The organism is Lapidilactobacillus luobeiensis (genome assembly GCF_024345205.1).
Classification (GTDB): domain Bacteria; phylum Bacillota; class Bacilli; order Lactobacillales; family Lactobacillaceae; genus Lapidilactobacillus; species Lapidilactobacillus luobeiensis.
The window spans coordinates 31,762-58,306 of sequence record NZ_BROC01000002.1 but is presented as its reverse complement, the minus strand read 5'-3'; the positions used below and the strand labels follow the sequence as shown (position 1 = coordinate 58,306).

Genomic DNA, 26,545 nt, shown 5'->3' with positions numbered 1-26,545 from the left:
TCCATCATCCTCCTATTGTTCTAATTTGGCTGAAATAGATTGTGTTTGCGAGTTGAAAAGTGTCAGGATCAACTATTCGTCGTCGCTTAACATCAACTAACCATTTTGCCTGATGCATCGCCTTTAATATAGCAATCTCAATTTGCTCTGGATCAATGGTCAAATCGCGCGCGTACCAAATCTGCAGCTCAACACCTCGATTGATGCCATAAAAATCGTTATTGCCATATTCGTCAGGTCCCAACCCATTGTCCGTTAATAATACAACCGTGCGATTGACGTTACTCTTTTCTTCCTCAGGCAAATTATTCGTGTGGATCTCGTCAATTCCATTGATCATTGCGATTTTCAAAATATGCTGGACATCTTGGACAGCAGTCATCCATTACCCCCCTCTGCCTTTTTAAGAATTTGTTGATATCTATCGGCTTGTGCCTTGAAAACCTCATTTCTAGATTCCTCACGGGCATCATCGACAAAGTGGTCACCTGACCGAAATTTAGTGCCATCATTTAGCATTCTAGCCACAAAGGCCTTTTTGTTGAATCCAACGACACTACTCCCATCTTTTTCACCATCAATATTTGCCCCATTAAAGCCAATATTATCCGATAAATGACCATACTTTCCACCGCTGTTTTTTCGATTTGGATGTGTCAATTTAGTTTTCTCTCGCAACTTATCCGCATAGACTTTTGCTCCAGCGACGGTTATTTTGGCCTGATCAGCTCGCGACATTTGCGCAATTCTTTCAACCTGACCAAGCCAATCACCGAGTGCATCATCAAGGTTAGTCATGAATCGCACCAGCCTTTAGTACCCGTTTTAGCGTGAGGTAATCATACCTGATTGCTTCGTTCGAATCATCGACTGAGCACGCTAACACACTGTACAGCAACCCTTTGACGCGCACTCGTGCGACTAATTCATTACGCGCGTCATGACGAGTTATGATGACAACTGTGTCCTCATACTGAGTCCCCACAATCATATACTGCTGATTGAATGTGCGTTTTTGCTGAGCATAATGCAATTTGTAATCGGCAACGAATGTCGGCAAGTTAACACCGTTATTATTGCTAGCTGATTTACTGTGGCCAAACTCTGCAATGTGGCTAAATTCAGATGGCTTAAACCTCTTTCCCATTCTGGTCGTCCCCCTGACCTGCCTGCAAATGAGTCAGCATCATAATTAACCCCTTACTCATTCCGTTTTCGCCTTGTCGATCGTAGTACAACTGCGTTGCTTGGGTCTTAACTGCACGCCAGTATATTTCGCTCGACCCATCGACCATTCCCACCGAAGCATTAACCAACGAAATGCTGTCGATAACCAAGTTGGCAATCGTCTGCTGTTCGGCCTGGTCAAGATTGAGTTCGGTCAATAAATCTGCGACTAGCTTCTTTTGATCCATTTGACCCTCCACAATTTATCTAGGCATTTGCAACAACAGGCGCGCTAAATGTCAACAGTTCACCCGCTTCTTCAATTGCCTTAACAACATCAATTCGCAGATATGTGGCCAATTTTTGCGTGTATAGATCATTATCCTGCCATTTAATGGTCGACTCTTTCTTAACCGCATCAAGAACGAACGACTTCAAATCGCCAACCCATCCATGAATAGCACTATCTTTTTCGCTTGTCTTCAAAATTTCATCGTCAACAACAATGACTGGTGAACCTAACAAAGATTTACCAGATGGCGCCGCAATATTATCCTGCAACAAATATCGACCATTTTCATCTTTATAGTGATCAACGATGTCAAAGGCGGACTGTGTAAGCACAAATGATTTTGTATACCCAGCAGGAATATCCTTGTTATATGCTGTTTTTAAGTCGTCTGCACTAGCAACATCCTTTTTCTTTACTGTAGTTGTTAGTACTTCACCAATTTTGCGTTGCTCGGTCAAACGCGTGACATCGCGAACATATCCACCCGCAAGAGCGCTAATATCGATTTCAGAATCATCAATCATCTCTTGAGTAATTGGTAAAGAACCCGCATAAGTTTGTACAGCATAGTCGATTGGCGTGATTTGCATGCCCAACTCTGGGTTCTTTTCTGCCTCTTTCTTTGTGACTAAACCAACTCCACTGCGCTTCAAAACTGGCAAGGTTCCTTTTGGGGCGCTGATGGTAATGCGGGTTACATACTGGTATAAGTCATTAGGGTTCGGTGCTTCTTTGACGGCATTAAGAATCTGTGTTGGGATAACCGCCTCATTATCGGCCGTAGTTACTGCGGCCCGTTGTTCACCATGCGATTTAATATACTGTTCAAAGCTTCGTGTCTCTTGATCTTTTTGATTGATTTCTGTCAGGTTTTTTGACATATCTAGTTTCTTCCCTTCTTCTTTATCCTTATCAGGATCAGCTTGTTCTGCTTTAGAAACAAATTTCTGAAAAAGTGTAGTAGCTTCGTCAATTAATGTAGAAAGCTTATTGATGGCTAAACTTTCCCCCTTAGAATCACTTCCGCTCTCATCTTTTTTAACAGTTGACTTACTATCAGCTGTTTCTTTTGTCTCATCATGGTTATCATTCTTAGCTTTGTCTATCTTTTTTTTCGGTTCTAAATCTGTCTTCATTTTGGTACCTCCCTCTTTCAGGAATTTATCATAACTTCGTTGGGTCTCGTCCGATACGTTTACACTTGTGCCATCATAACTTGGAATTGCCGTCAGACTAATCTCGTTCAACCGTTCAATCTGATTAATAATATGGTAATCCTGACCGTCTTTTGACAGCCAAGTATCGCCATTTTCGGCAACAAAAAACCCGAAAGATAGACCTTTCAGGTTACCGTTTTCAATATTCGTATATGTGTCATGCCCTAACTGTGTGTCTGGCAATTCCGCTTCAAAGAACAAACCTTTTTCATCAACGGTCATTTGCAGCGTGTTGCTATCAGCCCGTGCTAGGATTGCACTGAAATCGTGATTATACAACAACAGTGTTTGGGATAGATCAACTCCTAAAAAAGCGGTTGGCTTAATGATTTCAATAAATGGCATTGGCTTGCTCATCTTATCAAACACGACGGCATATCCAGTAATTTTCATCTTGCCGTTCGTTTTGATTTCACTACCCGACGTTCGAAGTTCCATGTCTTTCTCCACTACAGCACTCCCCTTTCTTTCAACATTTGCTGTGCTATCTCTGGTGTAATGGCAGGATTTGTTCCTGCCATCAGCTTATTGATCTGGCCAACTAAGGTAGAATTATCCGCATCAACAGCAGCCGTTTCATCAAAATTACAAGACACGTTAAGTTTCGCTTCAATTTCCGATTCAAGCGGACGCACATATCTGCGTAGCGTGTTGGCATACAAGCTCTTCGTCATGTCTAGGCTGGACTGTTGATCGCCTTTGCCATTAAGATAGCTGTCGGGCACACCAAAGGCTTTTGCGATTTGAGTCTTACCAAAATCCTGAGTGCTTAGAAATTTTGCCACATCAGCATTAATGCTGATCGTGTCAAGCTTGACTGCTTGATCAAGCACAATAGCTCGACCAGCATTCTTACCTTCGTTTGCATTTTCCCAGCCTTTTCGAATGCCCTCTTTTTCTTCCTTGCTAAGCACACCTTCTGGAGCAGTTAAGACAACTGCAGGATTTAGCGCATGCTTTAGACTGCTCAAGGTAAGATGCTGCGCGAAATCTTGCATATTGACACTAGCGGCTAGTGACTGCAACGGACTAATCCCGATATAAGTATCAGTATCATTACTACCCACACTCAACAGGCGAAAATGGAGCATGTCGGCGGACGAATAGGATTGTATTTGTCGTTCATCTTGCCAATTCACTTGATATGAGATGTCAGCACTGGCGTCTGCCAGGATAACACTAACTGAATCGGGAGGTGCAATCATCATGCGTTGGACAATATTATCATTTCTCCGATTAAGCGCTACATAAGAGTTGCCGCTGAGAAGTAGCTGTGCGACTACTGATTGCCAAAAATTGAACCCACTTACTAGATTGTTTGGCCGCTTCATCAGCGTCCCATAAGGTTCCTGAATAATAATCTTTGAGCTGGCCACATCTGATGAAATCAGATTGACAATCGCAAAAATATCAGAATTTTTTAGTGCGGTTTGCGCTGAAACTAATTTATTTGGAAGAATTTTACCATCGCTGATGACATAACTAGCAAAACTTGTACTAGGTATCACCATGGACCTTTTTTGAAATTTGCTAAACGGGTTCATTCACGTCTCACCACCTTTTCAGGTGAGATAATCCACGCGACAAACATGAACCCAACGGCCAATACGATTACACCAATAATTTTATTGATCATGAAGCCAGCAAAGATAAAGCTAATCACGCCCAATCCAAAGAGAATCCAAGTAAATAGATTCTGAATTAGGCTATTCACTGACTGATGCTTATCCTTTTCCGTGTCCTCACCCCCTCGCTTTCAATAACACTAACGTCTATCCGGCACCGATTTTAGAAACTGTAATTTTCAAAATAATTTTTCTTTTGCTCAGAACTCCAACCTTCAAACAGGCTTTTGTTCTTATCATCGCTGTCCGGATTATAATCACTGAAATGATAAATTGCACGGGCCATTGCATTAATAATTGCGTCTACACAATCAATTTTGCTAGTTGCTCTATCTTTATCGACCTTAAGACCAGCAGATGTGTTGACTGTGATTGCGTTTTTTAAGGCGTATTGAATAATTGGATCGTTATCATAATGCACGCGTCCGGTTTCGAGTGCCTTACGAAACTCGAACGTCGGTTTATTGAGTTTATCGGCGGTTTGTTTTAATGGCAACAATGGCCAACAATCTAGCGTTTGTAATTTCTCGACTGTATTTGCACTACTCCACCGATCAAAAATAAAGAATCGAACATTTAGCTGGTTTTGTTCGGCATATTCTAGTATCCAATCTGTCACGCTATCTTCATCAATATAACCAAAACGGTTTTTAGCAATAGTTGCATACCCGCGCGTTTCTGCCGCCCGATAGTTGATACCGTCCTGTTTCTCCTTTTGAGCGACATTTCCGTTAGTTCGTGCGGTTGGAATCCATGAATGCTGTTGAATATAATAATTGATTTCATTTTGATACATGTACGGGAAGACGGCTGCCATTGTCGTATCATCAGCAAGTCGGGATAAATCAAACCCTAGATAGACTTCTCGCCCAATGATGTCAAGCGGTTTGTCAATGACCGCGTCCTCAATATCGTGAACACTTAGATAGCGATTCTGCTTGACCTTAATCCACATATTCAGATTCTTGTTTTGAAACTCACTAATTGTTCCATCGGCCATTTTCGTATCACGTTCACTGATCATGCTTGTTAGCATTGACTTACCTTTTAGGGTCAAAATCGGATTTGATTTTATCCAGGTCTCCGGCTGTTCAACTTCATTCACGTGGTCCTGACTATAATTTATCATCAGATAATCATCTAGTGTTCGCTGATTGTCTCTTAGCATCGCCTCATGAATCAACTGCTCATCTAAATAAAATTGGCTATTGCTATCGGGATAGGCCGAACTAATTTGCCAGAATTGGCTATTGGGGGTTTGTACTTGGCCTGACGTAATCTTGCCATTATTTGCCTTGATCAGACCAATTCGCCCATCATCACCTGCTTCATCGCCGACCGCAAAAGAGAAATGATAACTATCAAACTGCCCAGATTCATGGCTCAAGCGCATTAACTGGTTTTGATTAACTGGCGATTTGATGACATCTTCACCGATTTTCACCTGTTGTGCTCGAAATATCTTGGCAAAATCTTTTTGCTTTTGCAATTTTAGAAATGTTGTTTTGACATAACGCCAACCTTTTTTACTTTGCTGGGTTACCGGTGCAATATATGCCATATCGGCATTAAATCCGCCGATAGAACCGATAATAAATTGGTAAGTCAAAAGAATATTTGTAATGTATGTTTTTCCATTTGTTCGACTCACCGAGAATAATACTCGATGATAACGACGTTCTTTATTCTTTGTACGCCAGCCTTGCGAAATACACAAAATTGCCTGTTGCCATAATTCAAGTGGCAGCGGTTCGCCAGCATCTACATCTGGGCACTGTTTGGCAAAGTTCAACACTTCGCGACAATAGTCCAAATCATAATGAAATGGAAATTCAGCTGTATTTTGCCTAGTTAGATCCTGTAAATGCCGCCAAGCATTCAATTTGATGTCTTCACCAGCTAGGATATCCCCTTCCAGAACAGCAAAGGAGTACCTAGTTCCTGGGTCACGATACTGCTCAAAAATTTGATCATATACGCCCGCCTTCCTTTGCTGACCATAAGCAACTTCGACAGACATTCCCCTCTTGGTCAAGTCGTACTCAGTCACCAACTTCCATCTCCTTTTTTCATTTTTTCAATAACGCTTGTAACATCAACTTCTGAATCATCAATATCATTACCGCTTAGAATAGATATTCGCGCTTGTGGGTTTAAACCTAGTGAGTCAGTCAACGACTTAACTTTGGTTGTTGAATCATTTAGAACAGCACAGGCGGGATTCTTACGCCCGTTTGCCAACACAATTCCATTCTTGATGACATTCTCATACGCTAATCTCTTGACAGACAACTGCTCACACAGACTCGCAACAATTGCCTTATCCGCTTGATTAACTAATCCCCCCTTCGTTAGTATTGGCCATAACTCGTTCCATGCGCGAAAAGCTATTCCAGTCAAATACCTTGGTGGAGTCTTCTGTAGCTGGCCAATTTCAGCTGAAGCCGCCAGCACATTCTCAGTTCGATTGCGCTGATCAGCGCGATCACTCTGATTAGTCGTGACTTTCATCTTTCGACCGGCCACCGTTGTACACCCCCTTTTTTTCTTCTGAAAAACCAAACTACTTAATAGCCTAAATTTTTGTTATAATTTCAAACCTTTTCCATCGCACCGTTTTTCGGTGCCAAAGCCTTGCTACTACTCATTTCTGACCTCGAATAAAAATCATTTCATTTCTGCATTTTTTTTGAGAGAAGATGATTTCATATTGTGCGGTTATTCTTAGGCCTATGGGGCGGGGGTATTTGCTCTCCAAATCCCGCCGCACTCACATCTCTAACGTTTTCAAGGCTCTAATTTTTAAAGCGCAAACGGCCAGTGCCAATGCACCGACCGTTCTTCATAGCGTCTGACCCTTCTTCTCACTCAGCACTTTGATCCACCATGATCTATCCAGATGGCCAAGCTTGATGTCCCCATTTGGTTGATCAGTAATCATCTGCTCAAGCTTTGTCTTTCGCCAGTGACAACGATAGCATAGAACCCACAAGTTGTTCGTGGCCAACGCGGCTACTCTCGTTGGTAGCAATCGTCTTGGGATAATATGGTCAACGATCTTGCGGTCTTGAATAACATTACCACAGACCTGACAGGTCGCTTCATCTCGTGCAAAGACATAATCACGAACAGAGCGCCAAGACTTTGATTGATAGAATGCCCTAGCTTCTGGATCACGCTCATATTGGTCATACCTACGTTGATCCTGCTGTCTAAGCGCTTTGGCCATCTTCGACTTACGATGATTCGACTTCACTGTCTGCCATTGCTGCCAATGCTTGGTCGCGTGCTGTTCACAATATTGCTGACTCTGTGGAATGATCATATGACAGAATGGCTCACCGCATTCATGTAACAACGGTCGGCTCATGCATTCACCAGCTTCTTATTCAGATAAACTAGTTTCAGTTCTAAAGCATTGATCAGGCGATATTGCTCCGCATGATCACATTTTGAAAAATCATTTAGCATCAATAATTGATGATTAATTCCTGAAATTTCGCCCATTAGCTCCTCACAATATTCTCGATTGCTGTTGATCCAAACCACAACATCTTCATCATTCGTTTCTGAATCAGCCAACAGGTCATGTATTGACTGCAGCAGTTCACGCTCCACCACATCCTTTTTATCTTGCCGACTACTAACTAATCCAATGATCTTCTGCCGATGTTGACAACAATATTTTTCAGCTCGCCGAAGCTTTGCAGCAAACTGCCTTCTGTCCAAATTAAGTCGAGCCATGGTTTCCGCTTGTCCAAATTGTAATGTGTCCAGCACAAATGTTTTAGTAGCCTGATTGGCAAACAGTTGTTCAACAATTGGAATGGCTGCTTCGATGTCTTGTCTAGTCCTCATCGCCGAGTCTAGTTCAATCATCCGGCTTAGTGCGTTAACACTGTCCATCCGTCGCCGTTGTTCCCGATAGTGCATGCGTAAAATGTCGCGACGCGCATAAACAATTCTGAATCCCATGACTTGATCATCTTGGTTGATTGCAGAGACGAGTGCAGCATCATCGTAATCATTCAGCCTGTTAGTCACTACCTCAACCAGCAATTCTTGTTGAGCGTCTGCATCCGAGATCCGCAGTGTGTTGGCAAGCTTATGCTGTTCAACTCGAAACGTCCGATAACCAATTAACTTGGTCGCAACCTCTCCCGAAATAATAAGCGCTCACCCAACCCTTCTAATCGCTATTTCCTGTAATCCAGCTCAATGCCCATGACAATATACCCATCTCTCTGCGCAAAATTGGTCATGTAGGTTACAACTACAGGAATACTCAATCCGGTATACCCCGATTCCGGCTGCCATTCATTTAAAACCAATACATCGCCAACGGAGAAATTTCGATCATTACGGCGAATCTCAAATCTCTTGCGTCCATTTGCAATGGCCGACAAGTAATCCGGTAGAATCTTCAATTCATGCTCACTCATTCTATTTCCTCACCGTTCAAAGTTTCTATTGCTAATTCTTGCCATTCTGCTCATCAACCCACGCCACCGCATAAGGCGCGAAATATTGCCGTGCTTCATTTAGGGCATCTATTAGATTCAAGGGCGTCAATCCCAAATCGCTGGCGATTTCATCAATGCTATAACCTTCTGCAACTCTGTTTAGTACATGTTTAGGATCAAAGGAAGCATCAGGATAATCAGCACGCTGAGACAGGATAAAATCATCAACCACATCTGCTGTTATCTTGACGGACTGATTAATGTAACTTGGCTCATTACCCAAATCGAGCGTTGTCTGTCCATTGTCAATTTCGACCCATTTATTATTACCATTTCGATGATATGACTTTCTCAATTCTCCAGAGCCCGAATCAACCTGTCGTTCAAAGCTCATCATCGCCGAGGTGATTGACAGACTGACCACATGATCACTTTTGATTGCACTCAACAAGTTTAGCTGATCATGTACTTTCTCAGCTGGTGCTTTTAGCTTGATCACCAAGTTGTTTTTGCTATCGATTGATAGCATCTCAAATGTCGCATAAAAATCCAATCCCATCACTGTTTCCTCCTCTTTCAATATGGCAGAAGTGCACCTAAAAAGGCTGCATTGATCTCTGCTGATGTCATATTACGCAACAGCGTTTTTAACTGTTGATTACTATGCGATTCATCATAAATTGTTAGGGCTACTCCAATGATGTTGACTGGATCATCAGCCTCTTCAATCAATAATCTCTGTACAATTTCTTCCAGTTTTTGTACATTTTCGGCATGCATTTGATCACCTCCTAAAATTGTAGTAATAGTTCACACAAGACCTGGTTCTTTTCTGCCGCCGTCAATCGATTGGCCGCCGAAGATTCAAACGGTTTGATCACATTTGGATGTCTTTGCAAATAAACCAAGGTCTTGACCATATCATCCTGATGCAGTGGCATTGACTTTCGAACCAGTCGTAAATAAACCTTCTGATCATCAGTCAAATAGCTAAGCTTATCTTTATCGTTATTTTCCATTTGATAACCCTCCTCTCGGCCTAGTCTTCTGCCACAGTCGCAGGTAGACGTGCCAACCAGTATCCTCGTAATACACTTGATCAATGGCCACCAGATCATACTTCGGATACTTCTTTGCAAAATACTCCCATGCCTGATCTGACTGCTCCGCCAATGATTCAATCTTTGATGTACGATACTTGTAATCATTCGTTCGCTGACACGGTCGCACGAGATTTCTTGATGAACTCCAACGTTTACGGCCCTGTGGATCTTTAGTCAAATATCTGGTCAATGCTTCAAGTCCATTTTGATTGACTTGAATCCTATCTGCATTGACATACCCCATCTGGTGACCATGTTTTGACCAAATCCCCTCGACCTCATCACGATCTAAGCCAGCATTCATGATAATGTGATGATGAATTCTCTTGGTCCAACCAGCATCGGTCAATTTGTACTCTGTGACTAAAATGTATTTGAGTGGATCCAGTCCCTTCTTCTTCCTTCGATACGAAATCCGTCTCAAATAATTCGTAATCTCCTTCTCTGCCTCTTTAACAGTTTCAGGGAGATATTCGTCAGAATACGTGCAAGTAACGTGAAGATCTCCCTTGCCAAAATTTCCATTGGCCAGCTGTAATAAATACCGCTTTGAATTCTTTTCATTCAATGACTGCTGCTGTGGTCTGCTTATCCTTACTTTTTTTGACCGAGTCCCTCGTTTTGCTGTCTGTTCTGCTGCTAATGTTCGAGGGATAATGTCTACCTCACGATAACGGCCAGTATCAATCTTCTTCTCCCGATAAAAGAGCATGGTCTCATTCCTCGCCTTTATTTCGTCGTAACGTTAATACCCAATACAAGCCCGCATTAGTCTCACGAAACACGAAAGAAAAAGCTTGAATATCAAGCTTTTAATTGACCCAGCCCTTAACTAGTGTATAATTGTGTTTGGATGGTTAAGGGATGGTCGTCGCGTTCGCGATGGCTATTTTTTTATGCTCTCTTTTCAAGCTCAAAATTAACCTGGATAAACTTCGTAACTCGCTTAACTACATCATCATCGCCAAGAAAGCGAATATAGAATAGCCGCACCGGATCATCTACAAAAGACTCAGTTGATATATCGGTTCGGATTTTAAATCTATTCCAGATCTGAAATCTAACTTCTGGAATAATCAGTCCAGCAAACTGACCATCAACTTCGAGCTGTATTTGTTGTTGTTTATATTTCATGCGTTCTCACCCTCCTTAAACATCAAAATACTTCTTGGCGGTTGCCTTGACGCCGCCCGCTTTGATAACCACCAATGTCGTAGTCACGCCGAATATTAGACCAATAATCGTGCTGAAAAGATCAATTGTGACCATATTCCTTGGCCTCCTCTTCGTAATCTCGTTCTTTGGCTCCGATTGCAGCAATTACTTCGTGGAACGCATTCATGATTGCCCAATCCTCCGGTGAAACATTCTCCCCATCGGAGATCCGCTTGGAAATCTGAAGGCAGCGTTCGTTGCACACTATCTCTGCAGCTAGAAGACCGTTGTTGTAACTTAAAACAGATGCTGCGTGAATTTGATTAATCATTTTTAAGCACCGACCTTTCGACAAATTTCAGAAAAATGCATATCCATAAAGTAGACAAACTCTTTCGGCTTGACCCAATAGGTGCTCTTGCCACCATATGGATACATCACGATCCGATCCCGCAGCTTTCGCTCAAATGGTGCAAAGACATTATCGACAAACCATTTACGTCCATGACCATAGCGTTTCTCTAACTCGTCAAGTCCCCACCACCCAGACATGTCCGCCTTTTTAACTAACTCATCGTATTCACTCTTGCTGACGATGATCTTATCGGTAGGTAAATCAATCTTGATTGTCGGGTTAATTGTGATTGTTGATTCGCTCATCGTTTTCATCCTTTCCTAGTTTCAAATGGTCTATTCATTCAGCTCGTACTTCAGCAGAAGTTCGAGCTTTTTTTGCGTGTAAGCAGTCATCTCATCGGAAACAATTATTCTTAGCCCGATTCTGATTCTGCTATTCATCAGCTCCAATCGCCCCATGCGTGCAGCAAAATCGTGGTCAGTTTCATTGCTTGCTTTGACGCGATTGGGATGTACTTTTGCCTCAGAAACGACATGATCATACACACCAACCACACGACTGATTAATTTTAGCGATGTGAAGAGTACCGTTTTGCATTCGTTTGCAGTTACTTCTTTCATCGCCGTTCACCTCCGTTCCCATTCTTTATCTGCTATAATCGCCTTGAAAGGAGGTGATCATATGAAATCAGAAAAAATAATTGCCGTCGAATATGCATTAACGACCTTCACAAAATTATGTGATACTGCACCACTGAAAATCGTCTGGAATACTTCGCTAGGCCTTGCTGAATTTAATGCAGTTCACTATCGCGGTGAATACACCATTATTCTCCGTGAAGAAGCCGACAACTATGAACTGGATGAGATATCTGCCACGACAACCCCAAATGGAAATAACTTATTCTCCGTAGTACGTTCAGCCGTGTATAAGTCTTTCAAGCCTGAATTTGGTCCAGTTGCCATCTTCTTGTTGAATAGACCAGATATCTTATTATCCAAAGTGACGGAGATCATCAATTCGATTGATTTTTCAAAATTTGAAATGCCAAACTACGACGCTTTGCTTGATTTCAAATTGCTTGATAGCAATAAGAAGTTTGATTTCGTCAATTATGCGGCAATAGACGTAATCGGCCCGCTTACTTTAATTTCAAAAAGTTAGATTCATACTTAATTAAGTTGTAAGCATATTGAAGACTTGCGTACGCCTCATCGTGCGTCAGGTCTTTTTCTTTGAGCAAATCAACAATTTCAACGCCAATTTGCTTAATCTGAGAAGCATCGCCAAAACCATCCAACTGATTCTCCCGACGAAATTTCTGCAAATAATGATCGCGGGCTGTTTCTTGTGTTTCAGACTTCATCGCCGTTCACCTCCTTTTTTAGCTCTATTCATTCAGCTCGTACTTCAGCAGAAGCTCGAGCTTTTTTTGCGTGTAAGCAGTCATCTCATCGGAAACAATTATTCTTAGCCCGATTCTGATTCTGCTATTCATCAGCGCCAATCGCCCATGCGTGCAGCAAAATCGTGGTCAGTTTCATTGCTTGCTTTGACACGATTGGGATGTACTTTCGCTTCGGAAACGACATGATCATACACGCCGACCACACGACTGATTAATTTTAGCGATGTGAAGAGTACCGTTTTGCAATCATTTGCAGTTACTTCTTTCATCGTCGTTTACCTCCCCAAAAATTTATTGACGAAATATTGCTGGCCCTTGCCAGTAACCTTAGTCGTCTTGCTAATTGTGGAGTGTCCGTCGGAATGCTGAATTGACGTCTCCTTGATTTTGAATAGTCCCAATTCCATTGACCGCTGTGTTGGCATGTTGAAATCTGTGCCACGCCGGCTGATCAGATAACCATTACCACGCAACCAATCAAACAAACGATTCTGACCAATGTTGATACCATTTTGGTGTAAGATCTTGGCCAACTCACCGACTAGAATAGTGGTGTGTGAGACCGCGACCGCATCGGCAAACAGTGCCTTGGGTTTCATTTCTGTGATTTGCAAATCTCTTTGCTTTAGTTGCTCTCCAGCTTGCAAAAGTAAATCAGCTAAAGAGTTAGGATTGTGTGTTATATCGTAGGCTTTTTCGTCTGTGAGATAAGCACCGTTTTTTCTGATTGTAGGTAAAACTTCCGCCGTGACCCAATGCTTGAACTCCTTGGCGGTTGGTAGCTTGCTGGACAGGATCAGGCTGTATAAACCGGATTCGTTTATTGCGGTCATAATTTGATTTCTGCCGATGGCGTCACGAATCGTTACGTCATTCTTATCCTCGGTGTCAACGTGGTCAATCAACGCTTTGCGATTGTTTGAGTAGCCAAGAATTTCAGCTACATCCTTACCAACAAAATATGGCTCATCATCAATTTTTACTGTTCGAACTTCGTGTCCTTTGAAATCGAACTTTTGCAACTCGTTCATTGTATTAGTCCTTTCTTGTTTTAATATTTGACTTTCTTTCTTAAGGAAAGCTTTGGTATAATGAAATTGTTCAAGTCTCTTAACTGAGGAGAGTGATGTCCTATGACAAAACTTTTGAACAATACTGTGTCTCAATAAAACAATCCTAAAGGAAATTCAACAAGCGGTTTCCACTGTCTCCCATGACGTAAAATGCGGGGATGAATTCTTAGAACCTTAAGAATTCTAGCTTGGTAACTGGGAGAATTTTATTTCAACCGCAGTGCTGGGCGACGATACCAGCAAAGGCGTTGAGATGTGCGCGCACACCTCGAAGACATTTAAAATTTCGCAGGCTATCTGATTGCGCGATCGGATAGTCTTTTTTATTTAAAAAAATCATTCATGTCTACCTCGTCAAAATGATCTTTAATCCTTTTCAGTAATTCAAAACTTGGTTTAACAAAATCATTCTCAACTTTTACATAATGTGAATAAGATATTCTTAGTTGCTTTGCCATCTCTTTTTGGCTTAGCACTTTTTGAGCTCTGATTTTTTTCAGTACCTCCGTGTTACTTCACCTCCTGTTTCTACTTAATTTCCAGCAACTGATTCAACTTCCCGCGAATTTCAACCGACTTCGGATCGCTAGCCCCCTTGATTGCACGATTAAGCTGCTGCGGGCCCTCATCAATTAGTTTGGCCGCCTGAACCTGCGTAAGGTCGTGATTAAGAAGTGCAATTTTATAGTTCTTCGCTTGCTGAGCGGCCAAATCGACGAGATCTTTCTCGATTTCCGTCATATCGTCTTCCTCTTTTCTGTTATTTATTCATCAAGTACTTGCAAGCCTTTAGACAATCGTCTATACTAGGCGTATAGAAAATAAAGCGTTTGCGCTTCCATAGGCCCCACTCGCCAAAGTATGTGCCTTGGATTTATTCTCTATACTATTACTTGATGAATTAATCATAAGCCAATCGTCTAAATACGTCAAGACAATTGTCTAAATTAGTTCGTCATATTTAGGAGATTGCTGATATGACGCTCTTCGACAGAATAAAAGAAATGGCAGCAACTCGAGGGTTGAGCCTTCTCAGTCTAAATGAAAAGGCTGGTCTGGGAAAGAATGCAATATATAAGTGGAAGACACAAAATCCCAGCACTGAAAATCTGCAAAAAGTTGCAGACACCCTTGACGTCTCCGCTGACTACCTTTTAGGTAAGACCGATAATCCTACCCCAAAAGATCAAAAATATGTTGATCTATCCGGCACCAATATTTTTACTTACCAAGGCCTTCCAATTCCAGAGGACGATTGGGAGATCATCAAACCTTTACTTGAGGCTGCAGCTAAACGAAGAAAAGACAGCAAGGACGGTAAGAGGGATGATGACTGATTTTTTAGCGAGAGTCCTAAACTTCGCGCTAGCCGAAGATATTGGATTCGATTTAATGCCTCTGCGTCATCCTGACACACCACCATTGGTTGACACAGAGAATCGCCACATTGTCCTCAACAGCTCCTGGCGAGATCAAAACGAACTGCCCTTTCAGGCAGCACACGAGATTGCACATATTGAGAACGGGGATATTGGAATCCAGCACTACTCTCCTTGTTCAGACGTCAGGACCGAATCGGCCGCAAATCGACGCGCACTTGAGATTGTCGTGCCACTATATTTTTCCGATCTTGAATTTGAAGAAGCCAACGGTGACAAATTCGTGAACGATTTGCGTATTCCGGCTTGGCTTTGGGATGAGGCACACTCGAAAATTGTTAACTACTATTTGTTTGAGACGTAAAAAAGCCACCGCTGGCACGGTGGCTTGAGAAAGAATCTTATAAAAATATTATACCAGACATTATCTGGATGGAGGAGTAGGAAAATGGCAAAAAAGATCAAGGGCGCAGATGGTAAGGAATACAAGGTAAAGAAACCAATATATAAGCGAGTTTGGTTCTGGATTTTGATTGTCATCATCGTTGCTGGTATTGGGTCTGCCCTCGGTGGCAACAAAGGCGATGATGAGACAGCATCAGATAAAACCGAAACGGAAAAATCCTCTTCAAAATCAACGGAATCTAAAGCATCGTCTTCAAGTAAAGCAGACAGCGGAAAAATTACCCGAGCGCAGTTCGATGCCGTAAAAGTTGGTGACTTGTTTAAAGAGGGCGAAGGCGGCCAAACCACTGAAGAAATTGAAAAACTATTCGGAAAACCTTCTTCAACATCTAGTAGTACAACTGAAAATGTAAAAACCGACCTACTCACTTGGACAAATGTTGAAGGTGGATTTGGGGCTAACATCGTCATCGGTTTTACTAATAATAAAGTCTTTTCTAAGGACTTAACCGGTTTTAAAGTTAACCGCAAAAACAAAATCACATTGGCCGATTTTGAATCAATCGCAAACGGCACTAGTTATAATGACGTTATTTCTAAATTCGGTGAGCCCGACGGCCTAACTGAAAGCATGATCAATGGCGATAAGAATGTTGTTGCAATGTATTTGACAGGCGTCAAGGGAAGTCTTGGAGCGAATTTCAACATCACGTTTGATAATGACGTGGTTTCAGGCAAGTCACAGTCCAGCATGGAGAATTAGGCATGGCAAAAATTGGCAATAATTTTGATAATCAGTTTATTACCGAATACTCGGTTTTACAACAAGACAAAATCGTACATCAAGTTAGCCCAGACAGTAACGGTCAGTGTAACTTCAATATAAGAATTGGAATCGGACAACTTTTTTGGGGAGAAGCCTTTCAAAAGCTTCATATTGATCTTCATCTAATCAATCGGCAAGAAGGTATTTTCGAAGAAGAAAACTTTATCACCGAAAGTAGAGAAGCAGATATTCCACCAGAAAAAAGAAGCTCCTTTACTTTTGAAGCCAATTACTCCATTAAGAAGGAGATCCTTTCTAAGACCTCAGCGCCGTACCTGCGAATAACAGTATTCATTTTAAATGAATCCTTGAAAGATGGCAGTTATCTTCCTTTTGTTTTATTGGATACAGCTCTTCTCCTTCAAGATGTGACATCATGATGGACACAAACAAAGTAATATACATGAATGAAACAGATAAAACTATTTCTATTCCTCCAGAGGTGCAACATGGTACACTAAAGTCAAACGGGAGTGATGGAGGTGAACCACCAATGCGAAATAATTATGTGACAAAGGAAGAATTCAGCAAATCTATCGACAGCATTAATCACAAAATTGATTTACTGGACGCACACCTAGACACAAAGTTCGAGCAAGTAAACACAAAATTGGAAAAGCAGAAGGTTTGGTTTTACGGCACAGGAATTGCAATTGTTGCTGCGATTATCTCCTTTATTTCTTTTCTAAAGTAATTGTTCTTTAAAATAAAAAACCACATCCCCTACCGACCAAAGTAAATGGGATGTGGCCACCCAAAAAGTGCACGCTTTTTGTGTACTCTAATTTTACCATAGATGGAGGTTATTTACATGGCATCTTATCGTAAACGCGGCAAAACATGGGAATATCGGGTAAATTGGACAGATGCTCATGGTAATCAACAGGTCCAGTCATGTGGCGGATTTGTCCTAAGGAAATCAGCTGAAGCCGAAGCACGTCGCATGGAAGAATTGATTCTGAGAGGTGGCGAACCAAACAAGAACGATATTCTTTTCTTAGACTATTGGGATCAATGGATTGAGGCCTATAAGTCAGGGAACAAATCTAAGAACACAGAGTATCGTTATGAACTCATACGTGGCCATCTTGAACATACCTTTGCAGGTAGAAAACTGAAATCAATTACAGGAACAGAGTGGCAAATTTTTCTCAACAATTTAGCTGCAGGTGCTGATAGAAAAAGGCAGCGACCCAGATCACAGGATTTTATAAGTAAAACTAACAGTTATGTTCGCGCTATGGTCAAGACGGCAATCAATGAACAAATTATTTTCAAAGACTTCACTTTCAATGTGGATGTACGTGGAATTAGACACAGCGAGAAAATGAAGTATCTTGAGTCGGAAGACTTCAAGCGGGTAAAACAAATTTCGGAAGAAAAGGCAAGTTTTCGTAGCATGGGTAACTTTGCAATTTATATTGCCTCGATGACAGGAATGCGAATTTCTGAAATATTAGGTCTGACATGGACGGACATTGACGAAGCCAATGGCGTGGTTCATGTCAATAAGTCTTGGGATCATATTTATGGGACCGGGTTTAAGGACACGAAGACACCAGCATCGATTCGCGATATAGAGGTTTCTGCATCAGTATTCGAAGTATTTAAACGTGTCCATAAAGAGCAACTTTCAGTATATCTACGTCAAGGTTACCGAGATCAACTGAATATGGTTATGCGAGGGCGTCAGCATACGATACTGACAGATAACGCCTGTAACAAGTCCTTGGCCAACATTCAAGCAAGTATTGACGTTCCAAAAGATAGATTCATTACATTTCATGGTTTACGACATAGTCACGTTAGTTACTTAATCAGTCAAGGCGTTGACATATACTATATAAGTCGGCGTATTGGCCATTCTAACATCAGTGTGACGCTCAAGGTATACAGTCATCTATTAGACAGCCAGCGGAGAAAAGAAGCAGAAAAATCAGTTCGTATATTAGACAGTCTCTAGTCAGGGAAAATACTCACAGTCGGCTTTGCATTTTATTAAAAATGATGCAACCATTACTTTTAACGTAATGGACAAATATTGGACAAACCACCGCTAAACCTGCGCCACATCAGCATTCTATATGCCTGCCAGCGGCATTTTTAACGATATCTCGACTCTCTAGTAATGAATTTCCTAAAGGATCCTGATATCAAGACCTGACTAAGACTTCTGATTTATTTTGGAAGTCTTTTTATTTTCGCTTGGACAAAAATAAGCCCGCGTCAAAATAGATAAAGCAGGTATCGCTGGTCTTAGTTTGATCAACGATACCTGCTTTTGGTTTTAGGCGCCACATGCTTGGCTTCAATCATGCTCCTTGTTCACCGCTTGATTAGCTTTCTGAGACAGAAAAATAGCACTTGCCAACTTATTAGTTAGTGAGTGCTGTTAGTACCAAGCAACCATGCCCGATTTTTTTAAATTACCATTATCATCCCGCATACCTTGCACAAAATGACCCAGACAATCAAATGGACTATTAGGCTCAATCCTAGTTTTTACCTCTTTAGTTTCAGGGTTGAAAATAAAAGTTCCCTTAGCTTCAACTTTAGATTCAGGATAGATTTCGTAATGATAAAATCCATCAACAATTTCAATTAATTTAAAAGTTAACATTACTCTACCTCCTTTTTATTGCGCTATTGATGCTTCTGACTATTTTTTTGCAAAGCGATGATTTTTTCTAATCTCTCATGTGCTATTTTTTTCTGCTCTTTTGTAATATTTCCCTTGCTCTGACTGTCCATACGGTCCTGGAAATTTTCCTGTGATTCTGACTTCATCTTTTTTCACCACCTCGTATAATCAGGTTTTACCAAATTCCCAATCAGTTCAAGTTCAAGCGACACCGACAACCTAATAATTGCTAAAATTGCAGCTCTTGTCTGGAGGACAAAAATCGTCAATAGCGTCTTGTCCAGGCCATCAATTTAATCCACCAACCAGCAAATAGATCGGTCCATGGGTGAAGATGTACTGAAATCAAACAATCTCTCACGCACCCGATTCGAAATCTTGAAGTTAAAGATGCAACTCACTTTTTCGAAAAACAATCAAAAGTAGCATTTCCCAAGCTTTCAATTCCAGAAAACAATAAAGTTCTAAGGTCAGATTCCTAGGATAAAACTAGCTTTCAACACCATTTAACACCAAAAATTCTAGAGCCAAATTTAAAAATAGCCGCCCATTCCTTTTTTCACAATGGAGAGGCGGCTATTTCTCATTTATTCAATAGCAAAATCAATCGTCCAGCTACTTTAACAACAATATCGCAGACAATTTAAATCCAAGTCCTAAAAGAGGAGCGACTAAGGACCTGTTTTTGCCCTACTGATTTTTTCAAGATCAGCTGACATATCTCACGGGTTCAGACTATAAATCTTCGGGATCTGTTTCGTAAAGTAACGTGACTTGACCTAGTTTTAAAAGATCGTCTGGATCAACCAACTTGACCGCGTGGTAAGCGTCATTGATTAGTTGGATCCGACCAGTGGTAAATAAATCATCGGCAGGTTCAGTCGTTGATTGCAATTCAAATTCATACCCAGAAATGCCAGATTTATTCTTGATGGGCTTAACTTTACTAATATCGAAACCTGATGTTTCCGTTTTATTGGGATACCGAATGACTAAAATAGAACCATAGAAGAAAACTTCCGCTTTTGATCGTGACATCGTCGCCACTGAAGTTAAATCAATGGCTTGCCAGCGTGCCTTGGTAAAATCCGCTGTTGAATTGGCGCGTTCCTTTATGTCGGAAGTATAAATTTGGTTATATAAATCGATAAAGTGATTTCCCTCAGGATTATTAACGAATTTACTGCTGCTAACCAATTCACTACTGCTGGAATTACTGACTGATTTTTGAGAAATATCAGCCACCTGGCGATCACGCTTGTTCGAACGGTTAAATTGGACCGAAATGCCGACCACCACTAAAGTGATAAAAAGTCCAACAACAACAAACCACCTAGATTTTTTACGCATTCTGTCACTTCCAGTCTATAAAATTAAAAGGAAATCCCAACAAGTTCAACAAAAATAATCAATGATTTTTGCTGCTATAGTAGTTTCTTGCAAAGGCATTTTTTGAAATCGATTTCATAGTTGATTATATTCTAAATCACAAATAATGTCCACTGATTTTTCTAATAGAATTAAAAAAAATTTCACTGTTTAGCGTTTAGTTTATTATTTCTTAATGTTTGATAAATTGCGGGCCGCTTTTCCAGTAAAATCAGTTACGTCACAATGGCGATTGATGAATTTAACAGCATGATGATTGTCATCAGAAATCAGAAGTCTTGTGACTGCATGAATTGACGTTTCTAAAGTAACTGATAGTTGCTGCCTTGAAAGAAGGTCCAAGTCGATCATTCGCTGTCAGGGATGCGAAGGCATCGCATTAAGCCAGGTGTTATGATATATTGAAAAGCGCTAAAATGTTCTTATCAGCCTCAAGAACAATCAAACAAATAGTTCATCGTGAAATTATAACTTGACTATTTCTATAAAAGCTACTTGTTTGACCAGAAAGTTAACGCTATCATATATGTGATAAATGAATCATATTGCGAAAGTACCGCAACGTCTGCAAAAACCAATGGATCTAGTAGGTCGGGCACTAGTTCTATCCTTTTCTTATTCCCATGATACTGATCACCATCAGTAGAAGCACGCCAGTATTCATGCACTTACTTACAAACAAAAAACTAGAAAGGATCAGTGAAATGCGTTCATCAACTGAAATGTTTGCTTTGATTTTAAAAAAGGCCCAAACCGACCCCCGGATCCGAGCCGTTTATTTGGAGGGGTCGCGGGTTAATCCCAGTGTTCCTAATGATATCTTTCAAGATTATGACATTGCTTACGTCGTTGACGACATCAAACCATTTTATCAGGAGCAGGCTTGGTTGGATCAGTTTGGTCCGCGGCTTTATTGGCAACTTCCCGACGACAACGCCTACTTTCCACTAGCGGAAGCCGCCGATGCGTATGGCTGGTTGATCCAATTCGCAGATGGCAATCGCTTGGATCTGCATGTTCGGACACTCGACAACGCCCTGAATCATTTGGAAATGTATCAGATTCTTTTGGATAAGGATCACTGCCTGCCTCAACCGATCGAAGTGACGGACCAACGTTATTGGGTGCAACGCCCCAGCATCGCCGAATTTCGGGGAACCTGTAATGAATTCTGGTGGTGTTTGAACAACGTGGCTAAGGGCTTGTGGCGCCAAGAACTCCCCTACGTTTTGGATATGTTGGACTTCAACGTCCGGCCAATGTTGAAGCAAATCTTGAATTGGCAGATCGGCGCGACTCATGATTTTCAGATCAGTGTCGGTAAAAATGGCAAATATTATCGCCAGCTTTTGCCTGCACCGATTTACCAACAATTTCTCGCCACTTATGCGACCGGCGATATTACAGCCCTCTGGTCGGCCGTGACGATCATGTGTGACCTTTTCCAAGCAGTCGCCAGTCAATTAAGTCAGCAATTGAACTTCACCTATGATCAACAAGAGGCCACCAATAGCCGCCTTTTCCTTGATCGGGTCCGTCAATTACCACCTGATGCAAAAGGTATCGATCAATGACCACTCTCACCATCTTGTCCTGACGCTGATTTAAGATTATCCTATCAAATGGTTGATCCTAGATAAACAAATTGTTGGGGTAGATTTGAAAAAACTATTGAAATCTCCGTTCAAATTCGATATGATATTATATGTAGTTTTTAACTACTTGCGGGTGTAGTTTAGTGGTAAAACACTAGCTTCCCAAGCTGGAGTCGCGAGTCCGATTCTCGTCACCCGCTTCATGTGAGAACCCTTGATTGATAAGGGTTCTTTTTTTGTGTCTTCGTTTAAAAAAAGTGTTAGTTGTCAACAAATAGCAGAAAATATCAGTGAATATCAAAACTTTCGGACAACACTCCGGACAAGTTTCGGTTAGTTTAATGCTGTAAGACCAGTAGTTCATTCAGCTGAAAAGCTCTAACTCGGACACTTTTAATAAGTCTTGTCCATTATCCTGCTATCCCAGATTCTCCTCAACAATTCGTGAGGCTTCCATCTGCGTCTCTTGAAAAATATCTGAATAAATATCAAGCGTTGTAGAAACAGATGCGTGTCCCAACATCTTAGAGATTGTGTGCGGATCAACTCCATTATTGACAAGAATAGAGGCAAAGGTATGTCGTAAAGCATGCGGGCTTAATTCTGGTAATCCAGCTCGTTTATTGATTCTCATCAACCACAACCGTGGATGTGTTAATTCCGTAAACTCATTTTTGGAATTGCTAAAAATCAGTTGCTCACTTTTCTTAACCGTTATCCCAGAATCAAAAAAGTCAACTTGTTGTTTTTGCCATGATTTTAAAATCGTCGCCGTTTTGCTAGTTAATTCAACTACTCGCCAAGAATTCTTAGTCTTGGGCTCTCCCAGGTAAAGCCGCCGTTGCTCACCTCTCGTTAACGTTCGCCGAATACGAATAATGGAACGGTCAAAATCAATATCTTCCCAGAATAACCCTAACAGTTCTCCCTCTCGACACCCAGTTGTAGCCATTAATTGAAAAAATGCATAGATTAGTAGTGGTTCATTTTTCTGAGCATCCTTAAGCAAAGCCTGTTGTTGCTTCTTAGTATAAAACTTATTTTTTCGATGAGTCTGCTTTTGCTGACCTCGTGGCATAATAATATTGACTGCCGGGTTTTTACTAATGAATTCCCGCTTAACTGCAAAGTCCAAAATGCGAGAAATATTATAGGTGTATTCTTTAAATGAAAACAATTCCTTCGATAATTCATTCGTAAAATCTTGAATTTCTGCCGTTGTTATTCTTTGAATTAATTTATCACCAAATATTGGTAAAATATGAACTCTAAATTTTCCTAATAATTTTACATAACTTGATTCCTTAACGGTAAATTTATACGTTTTCAGCCACATTTGATAAACTTCTTCAAATGTATATTTTGTCCGTCTCAATGTACCGTTCGTTTCAAAAATTGTTGCTTGTTCGTTCAAATATGCTTTTGCAGCATTTTTCCTTAAAAAACCTTTCTTTCGTACTTTCACTTCTTTGCCAGTCAGACGATCCATTCCAAGATACGCACTTACCTGCCAATATTTTTGATTGTCGCGTTTATTCATATACGTTGAAAATACTGCCATTATTAATCTCTCCTCTTATACTCGGGGAAGCACATATGAAAGAAGATTAATAACAATAATTACTCACTACCTAAATTTTAAATACCCTTCGGTGCCACGACGATCCATATAGGTTGGATCCTTGAAACGTTCAGCGATTGTTTGTTCACAACCGCGGCGCGTGATATCCAGAATAGGTTCATATTTGTTGCGCTCAACGATTTCAGCTAATTCTCTGGTAGGCAGGCTATTAAGTTGCTCCAATAAAAAGGCACGCTGCTTTGTCTCATCATTCGCCAAGCGATACATACGATCCAAAAATTCAGTATAGTCATCCATTACCATCTGAGTTGTCTTGGCATAATCGATTGCAACACCAGTTTCGACACTATAGAAAATAGAAGTCGTCGTTCCCAATGCAAGTGCAATTTTCTGAACCATTGTATTGTCAGGAATTGTCCGACCATTTTCATAATTATTGACAGTTTGTGTTGAAACGCCAATTTCTTTTGCCAATTGCGCTTGAGTGACCTTGCGACTTTTACGCACTTTACGTAAAACATTTTTAAACGTGTTCATTTAATCACCTCGAATTTAGAATACAGCAAACAGCAAATGTAGTCAACTTAATTATATTTTATTACGCTTATTAATCATTATTATACATATATTTGCTATTGATACTATTAAAAAGCAAATTTGCTTGATTTATAGTCGATTATCCCCTATACTAAAGCTATAAAACATTTGTTCGGGGGAAGTGCATATGACAGAAAACAATCAACTCATCAGTAAAAATATGGAAAATACATTGGCTCTTCTATTGAGGAAACTAATCAACCAAGAGTTGCAAAAAAATGATTATTCCGATTTTCTCAATCAGAAGCAATGCGCGGCTTTTTTCAATATCAGTGTTAACACGCTTAAATGCTGGGTTAGCCTTGGATGTCCAGAAATACGGTTAGAAACAGGCAGTGTTTACTATACCAAGAAAGCTATTTATGAATGGCTTACCCAGCATCAAAGAAGTCTAACAAGAATCCATTAAACAGATACCCCTACAAAGACGTGCGGAGTGCAAATGTAGCAGTGGAACTGCGGAAAGCCGGGCCGTGAGAGACCGGCGGTGCGGCACTAGGGAACCCAATTGGAAATTGGGCGAGCGACAAGCACGCTCGGTGGCGCTTGCGCCACCGAGTTTCACCCTCCGCATGTAACACGGAGGGTAACACGGAGGGTGAAACAGATAAAACAAGTCAAGAAACAGTGATAGAGGTTGATACAACAGAGTTTTCAAAGAAACTTTAGATAAAATAAAAGTTGCCACTTATCTATTTCAACAAGATCGGAGCGAATAACATGGAAAAACTACGAAATTTAAGTATTGCTGAAGCAATTAAAGATTATCGGACACATCGTCATTTAACGCTTAAAGAAATGGCTGACATCCTAAAGGTGTCAAAGTCAGCTGTTAGTCGTTACGAATCAGGAAAACGGCGCCCTGACAAGAAGACAATGGAAGAAATCAATACGTACATGCCATGGTTAGTCAACGATGGTAATCCGCTAGAATGCGTTTTTGATTATGTTCGTGTGAGAATCATGGACGCCACGGTTGATGAGGTTATTACTAAGCTGCTCAATCTTAACCCTAAAACATTTGATGATGAGGGACACGGGTTATTGCACTATGACTCCTGCTTGAGCCGTGGACACATTAAAGTCCTGTATGATCACAATCGTGTTGAAGGAAATTCTAAAGGCGTTCTAGTTGAAATGACTGGACAAGGTTGCCGTGAATACGAGGTGTTGCTCAGTTATAAAAAATTCGACTGGAACACATTCCTCGTGACTGCTCAACAAGATTTCAAATGTTACTTCAAACGAATCGATATTGCCATTAATGACTACTATGGCATTGTTGATATTCCAGATTTAATTGAAAAAACCAAACGTGGCGAAATTGGAACGAGATTTAAAAAGGTCCAATTTCAGGGAGGAATGGAAATAGTCAATTACGATGGTGAGACTATCATGCGCGACAGTGGCTCAAGTATTTACTTCGGAGCGCCAAAGTCAAATCTGCGAATTGTCTTTTATCAGAAAGATCTCGAAACTTTTGAAAAAACGGAAGTCTCTCATGAGAACTATGTCCCAATCAAAAACCGTTATGAGATTCGCCTCATGGACGATTATGCTGAAGACGCAGTTCTTAACTATTGTAAATTCGACCATAGTTTTCAAAGCCTTACACTAGGTATAATCGACTATTATATTTGTTATTACGACCCTACTGCGTCTGCTGGCGCCGAGGATCGATACGAACCGTGGCGACAACTTATTGAGGACGCCGATGAAGTACAGTTGAAAGCTAAGCCTAAAGAAAACAACTTCGATCATTCGGTCACAGCTCTTACTAAACAGTATGGACCGACACTATCAATGCTTGCAGCTTATCAAGCGAGAACGGGAGATAACTTATTTGAGAAGATTATCAGTGAAGCAAAGATGAAAAGGCGCCAAGAAAAAATGCTTGATACTAAGTTGGGTGAATTTGATGAGATATACGGCGATTATGATTGGGGAATGAATGAGGAGTGGTAAGAGGAAAAAATTGAAATCTAAATTCTGGTGCAAAAGTTAAGACACCAAAGAATGCGAGAATATTCTTTATAACAACAATCGCTGTAGCAACGATGACAGCACTTAATGGTATGTCTAAAACTCATAGAACTTCTGATGAATTTTCTCGGTGCTATAAAAATCGGGTATTAAATTTCTGTGGAGGCTTAAGAAAAACGAAAAATAACTGCATACTCCATTTGTAAAATGAGAGCATACAGTTATTTTTCGTTTACTCAATAATGAAATCAATCATGCAACCACTTCACAAACAATATAAAGCACGC

General features: G+C 40.8%; 39 protein-coding genes and 1 tRNA gene. 11 read left to right on the top strand and 29 right to left on the bottom strand.

Translation table 11 applies throughout. The features are described from left to right. Positions 1 to 4 precede the first annotated feature (4 nt). The 19 genes from OCU21_RS01245 to OCU21_RS01155 all read right to left on the bottom strand — a co-directional run bounded on the left by OCU21_RS01245 (position 5) and on the right by OCU21_RS01155 (position 12,000). Positions 5 to 382 (bottom strand): DUF806 family protein, encoded by a 378-nt coding sequence (locus tag OCU21_RS01245; RefSeq protein WP_261805681.1) that lies wholly within the window; start codon positions 380 to 382, stop codon positions 5 to 7. After that, complete coding sequence (locus OCU21_RS01240; RefSeq protein WP_261805680.1) at positions 379 to 798, bottom strand: HK97-gp10 family putative phage morphogenesis protein; 420 nt, start codon at positions 796 to 798, stop codon at positions 379 to 381. The genes OCU21_RS01245 and OCU21_RS01240 overlap by 4 nt, the downstream gene beginning before the upstream one ends. Then, a complete protein-coding gene (locus OCU21_RS01235; protein ID WP_261805679.1) occupies positions 791 to 1,147 on the bottom strand; it encodes a phage head closure protein in 357 nt (118 codons plus the stop codon). Before OCU21_RS01235 ends, OCU21_RS01240 begins: the two co-directional genes overlap by 8 nt. Continuing rightward, positions 1,131 to 1,415 carry a hypothetical protein gene (locus OCU21_RS01230; RefSeq protein ID WP_261805678.1) on the bottom strand — a complete coding sequence of 95 codons (285 nt, stop codon included), beginning with the start codon at positions 1,413 to 1,415 and terminating at the stop codon, positions 1,131 to 1,133. The genes OCU21_RS01235 and OCU21_RS01230 overlap by 17 nt, the downstream gene beginning before the upstream one ends. A 19-nt stretch (positions 1,416 to 1,434) precedes the next feature. After that, positions 1,435 to 3,126, bottom strand: coding sequence for a phage major capsid protein (locus tag OCU21_RS01225; protein WP_261805677.1), 1,692 nt, complete (start codon positions 3,124 to 3,126; stop codon positions 1,435 to 1,437). Continuing rightward, on the bottom strand, positions 3,126 to 4,220 hold the full coding sequence (locus OCU21_RS01220; RefSeq protein WP_261805676.1) for a phage portal protein: 1,095 nt from the start codon (positions 4,218 to 4,220) through the stop codon (positions 3,126 to 3,128). The genes OCU21_RS01225 and OCU21_RS01220 overlap by 1 nt, the downstream gene beginning before the upstream one ends. Before the next feature lie 244 nt (positions 4,221 to 4,464). Then, positions 4,465 to 6,351, bottom strand: a complete 1,887-nt coding sequence (locus OCU21_RS01215; RefSeq protein ID WP_309297189.1) for a terminase TerL endonuclease subunit — start codon at positions 6,349 to 6,351, stop codon at positions 4,465 to 4,467. Continuing rightward, positions 6,348 to 6,812: a phage terminase small subunit P27 family gene (locus tag OCU21_RS01210; protein WP_261805674.1), complete on the bottom strand. Its 465-nt coding sequence runs from the start codon at positions 6,810 to 6,812 to the stop codon at positions 6,348 to 6,350. The genes OCU21_RS01215 and OCU21_RS01210 overlap by 4 nt, the downstream gene beginning before the upstream one ends. 331 nt (positions 6,813 to 7,143) lie before the next feature. Beyond that, complete coding sequence (locus OCU21_RS01205; RefSeq protein WP_261805673.1) at positions 7,144 to 7,626, bottom strand: HNH endonuclease; 483 nt, start codon at positions 7,624 to 7,626, stop codon at positions 7,144 to 7,146. A gap of 41 nt (positions 7,627 to 7,667) precedes the next feature. Beyond that, the gene (locus OCU21_RS01200) at positions 7,668 to 8,345 is read right to left on the bottom strand and encodes a hypothetical protein (protein WP_261805672.1); all 678 of its coding nucleotides are present in this window, start codon (positions 8,343 to 8,345) and stop codon (positions 7,668 to 7,670) included. 152 nt (positions 8,346 to 8,497) lie between these two features. Further along, entirely contained in the window at positions 8,498 to 8,743 is a 246-nt protein-coding gene (locus tag OCU21_RS01195; protein WP_261805671.1) for an ASCH/PUA domain-containing protein, read from the bottom strand. Between the two features lie 31 nt (positions 8,744 to 8,774). Then, positions 8,775 to 9,344 carry a hypothetical protein gene (locus tag OCU21_RS01190; protein WP_261805670.1) on the bottom strand — a complete coding sequence of 190 codons (570 nt, stop codon included), beginning with the start codon at positions 9,342 to 9,344 and terminating at the stop codon, positions 8,775 to 8,777. Continuing rightward, a complete protein-coding gene (locus OCU21_RS01185; RefSeq protein ID WP_261805669.1) occupies positions 9,341 to 9,544 on the bottom strand; it encodes a hypothetical protein in 204 nt (67 codons plus the stop codon). Before OCU21_RS01185 ends, OCU21_RS01190 begins: the two co-directional genes overlap by 4 nt. Before the next feature lie 11 nt (positions 9,545 to 9,555). After that, complete coding sequence (locus OCU21_RS01180; protein ID WP_261805668.1) at positions 9,556 to 9,783, bottom strand: hypothetical protein; 228 nt, start codon at positions 9,781 to 9,783, stop codon at positions 9,556 to 9,558. Then, positions 9,773 to 10,579: a rolling circle replication-associated protein gene (locus OCU21_RS01175; protein WP_261805667.1), complete on the bottom strand. Its 807-nt coding sequence runs from the start codon at positions 10,577 to 10,579 to the stop codon at positions 9,773 to 9,775. The genes OCU21_RS01180 and OCU21_RS01175 overlap by 11 nt, the downstream gene beginning before the upstream one ends. Before the next feature lie 182 nt (positions 10,580 to 10,761). Further along, positions 10,762 to 11,001, bottom strand: a complete 240-nt coding sequence (locus tag OCU21_RS01170) for a hypothetical protein (protein ID WP_261805666.1) — start codon at positions 10,999 to 11,001, stop codon at positions 10,762 to 10,764. Positions 11,002 to 11,122: 121 nt separating this feature from the next. After that, the gene (locus tag OCU21_RS01165; RefSeq protein WP_261805665.1) at positions 11,123 to 11,353 is read right to left on the bottom strand and encodes a hypothetical protein; all 231 of its coding nucleotides are present in this window, start codon (positions 11,351 to 11,353) and stop codon (positions 11,123 to 11,125) included. A gap of 2 nt (positions 11,354 to 11,355) precedes the next feature. Continuing rightward, on the bottom strand, positions 11,356 to 11,682 hold the full coding sequence (locus tag OCU21_RS01160; RefSeq protein WP_261805664.1) for a DUF771 domain-containing protein: 327 nt from the start codon (positions 11,680 to 11,682) through the stop codon (positions 11,356 to 11,358). A 30-nt stretch (positions 11,683 to 11,712) separates the two neighbouring features. After that, a complete protein-coding gene (locus OCU21_RS01155; RefSeq protein ID WP_261805663.1) occupies positions 11,713 to 12,000 on the bottom strand; it encodes a hypothetical protein in 288 nt (95 codons plus the stop codon). Between the two features lie 61 nt (positions 12,001 to 12,061). On the opposite strand from OCU21_RS01155, the gene OCU21_RS01150 reads away from it, so the two are divergent. Beyond that, positions 12,062 to 12,544 carry a hypothetical protein gene (locus OCU21_RS01150; protein WP_261805662.1) on the top strand — a complete coding sequence of 161 codons (483 nt, stop codon included), beginning with the start codon at positions 12,062 to 12,064 and terminating at the stop codon, positions 12,542 to 12,544. Here the strand turns inward: OCU21_RS01150 and OCU21_RS01145 are convergent. The 5 genes from OCU21_RS01145 to OCU21_RS01125 all read right to left on the bottom strand — a co-directional run bounded on the left by OCU21_RS01145 (position 12,522) and on the right by OCU21_RS01125 (position 14,602). After that, positions 12,522 to 12,746 (bottom strand): hypothetical protein, encoded by a 225-nt coding sequence (locus OCU21_RS01145; RefSeq protein WP_261805661.1) that lies wholly within the window; start codon positions 12,744 to 12,746, stop codon positions 12,522 to 12,524. The two genes, OCU21_RS01150 and OCU21_RS01145, sit on opposite strands and share 23 nt — an antisense overlap. Positions 12,747 to 12,877: 131 nt before the next feature. After that, on the bottom strand, positions 12,878 to 13,057 hold the full coding sequence (locus OCU21_RS01140; RefSeq protein WP_261805660.1) for a hypothetical protein: 180 nt from the start codon (positions 13,055 to 13,057) through the stop codon (positions 12,878 to 12,880). 6 nt (positions 13,058 to 13,063) lie between these two features. Beyond that, the gene (locus OCU21_RS01135) at positions 13,064 to 13,819 is read right to left on the bottom strand and encodes a phage antirepressor (protein ID WP_261805793.1); all 756 of its coding nucleotides are present in this window, start codon (positions 13,817 to 13,819) and stop codon (positions 13,064 to 13,066) included. A gap of 365 nt (positions 13,820 to 14,184) precedes the next feature. Beyond that, a complete protein-coding gene (locus OCU21_RS01130) occupies positions 14,185 to 14,352 on the bottom strand; it encodes a helix-turn-helix domain-containing protein (RefSeq protein WP_373875448.1) in 168 nt (55 codons plus the stop codon). A 37-nt stretch (positions 14,353 to 14,389) separates the two neighbouring features. Then, positions 14,390 to 14,602: a transcriptional regulator gene (locus tag OCU21_RS01125; RefSeq protein ID WP_261805659.1), complete on the bottom strand. Its 213-nt coding sequence runs from the start codon at positions 14,600 to 14,602 to the stop codon at positions 14,390 to 14,392. A 236-nt stretch (positions 14,603 to 14,838) separates the two neighbouring features. On the opposite strand from OCU21_RS01125, the gene OCU21_RS01120 reads away from it, so the two are divergent. The 6 genes from OCU21_RS01120 to OCU21_RS01095 all read left to right on the top strand — a co-directional run bounded on the left by OCU21_RS01120 (position 14,839) and on the right by OCU21_RS01095 (position 18,434). Then, a complete protein-coding gene (locus OCU21_RS01120; RefSeq protein ID WP_261805658.1) occupies positions 14,839 to 15,198 on the top strand; it encodes a helix-turn-helix domain-containing protein in 360 nt (119 codons plus the stop codon). Beyond that, positions 15,188 to 15,604, top strand: coding sequence for a M48 family metalloprotease (locus tag OCU21_RS01115; RefSeq protein ID WP_261805657.1), 417 nt, complete (start codon positions 15,188 to 15,190; stop codon positions 15,602 to 15,604). Before OCU21_RS01120 ends, OCU21_RS01115 begins: the two co-directional genes overlap by 11 nt. An 84-nt stretch (positions 15,605 to 15,688) precedes the next feature. Beyond that, positions 15,689 to 16,408, top strand: a complete 720-nt coding sequence (locus OCU21_RS01110) for a DUF3862 domain-containing protein (protein ID WP_261805656.1) — start codon at positions 15,689 to 15,691, stop codon at positions 16,406 to 16,408. 2 nt (positions 16,409 to 16,410) lie between these two features. After that, positions 16,411 to 16,851 carry a hypothetical protein gene (locus OCU21_RS01105; protein WP_261805655.1) on the top strand — a complete coding sequence of 147 codons (441 nt, stop codon included), beginning with the start codon at positions 16,411 to 16,413 and terminating at the stop codon, positions 16,849 to 16,851. Positions 16,852 to 16,874: 23 nt separating this feature from the next. Next, entirely contained in the window at positions 16,875 to 17,165 is a 291-nt protein-coding gene (locus OCU21_RS01100) for a hypothetical protein (protein WP_261805654.1), read from the top strand. A gap of 117 nt (positions 17,166 to 17,282) precedes the next feature. Continuing rightward, positions 17,283 to 18,434, top strand: a complete 1,152-nt coding sequence (locus tag OCU21_RS01095; RefSeq protein ID WP_261805653.1) for a tyrosine-type recombinase/integrase — start codon at positions 17,283 to 17,285, stop codon at positions 18,432 to 18,434. Positions 18,435 to 18,863: 429 nt separating this feature from the next. Here the strand turns inward: OCU21_RS01095 and OCU21_RS01090 are convergent, their stop codons facing one another. The 3 genes from OCU21_RS01090 to OCU21_RS01080 form a co-directional block, all read right to left on the bottom strand. Then, positions 18,864 to 19,091, bottom strand: coding sequence for a hypothetical protein (locus tag OCU21_RS01090; protein ID WP_261805652.1), 228 nt, complete (start codon positions 19,089 to 19,091; stop codon positions 18,864 to 18,866). A gap of 23 nt (positions 19,092 to 19,114) precedes the next feature. Further along, positions 19,115 to 19,258, bottom strand: coding sequence for a hypothetical protein (locus OCU21_RS01085; protein WP_261805651.1), 144 nt, complete (start codon positions 19,256 to 19,258; stop codon positions 19,115 to 19,117). Between the two features lie 589 nt (positions 19,259 to 19,847). Continuing rightward, on the bottom strand, positions 19,848 to 20,462 hold the full coding sequence (locus OCU21_RS01080) for a hypothetical protein (protein WP_261805650.1): 615 nt from the start codon (positions 20,460 to 20,462) through the stop codon (positions 19,848 to 19,850). Positions 20,463 to 21,205: 743 nt separating this feature from the next. Here OCU21_RS01080 and OCU21_RS01075 point away from each other — a divergent pair. Next, positions 21,206 to 22,075 (top strand): aminoglycoside 6-adenylyltransferase, encoded by an 870-nt coding sequence (locus OCU21_RS01075; protein ID WP_261805649.1) that lies wholly within the window; start codon positions 21,206 to 21,208, stop codon positions 22,073 to 22,075. Positions 22,076 to 22,225: 150 nt separating this feature from the next. After that, positions 22,226 to 22,296, top strand: a tRNA-Gly gene (locus OCU21_RS01070). Between the two features lie 218 nt (positions 22,297 to 22,514). On the opposite strand, the gene OCU21_RS01065 is transcribed toward OCU21_RS01070, so the two are convergent. Both OCU21_RS01065 and OCU21_RS01060 read right to left on the bottom strand, forming a co-directional pair. After that, a complete protein-coding gene (locus tag OCU21_RS01065; RefSeq protein ID WP_125650361.1) occupies positions 22,515 to 23,657 on the bottom strand; it encodes a tyrosine-type recombinase/integrase in 1,143 nt (380 codons plus the stop codon). A 66-nt stretch (positions 23,658 to 23,723) separates the two neighbouring features. Then, positions 23,724 to 24,215, bottom strand: coding sequence for a helix-turn-helix transcriptional regulator (locus OCU21_RS01060; RefSeq protein ID WP_125650363.1), 492 nt, complete (start codon positions 24,213 to 24,215; stop codon positions 23,724 to 23,726). 187 nt (positions 24,216 to 24,402) lie between these two features. Between OCU21_RS01060 and OCU21_RS01055 the strand changes: the two genes are divergently transcribed. Both OCU21_RS01055 and OCU21_RS01050 read left to right on the top strand, forming a co-directional pair. After that, the gene (locus OCU21_RS01055) at positions 24,403 to 24,684 is read left to right on the top strand and encodes a DNA-binding protein (protein WP_125650365.1); all 282 of its coding nucleotides are present in this window, start codon (positions 24,403 to 24,405) and stop codon (positions 24,682 to 24,684) included. Positions 24,685 to 24,995: 311 nt separating this feature from the next. After that, positions 24,996 to 26,240: a replication initiation factor domain-containing protein gene (locus OCU21_RS01050; protein ID WP_125650367.1), complete on the top strand. Its 1,245-nt coding sequence runs from the start codon at positions 24,996 to 24,998 to the stop codon at positions 26,238 to 26,240. Positions 26,241 to 26,545 lie beyond the last annotated feature (305 nt).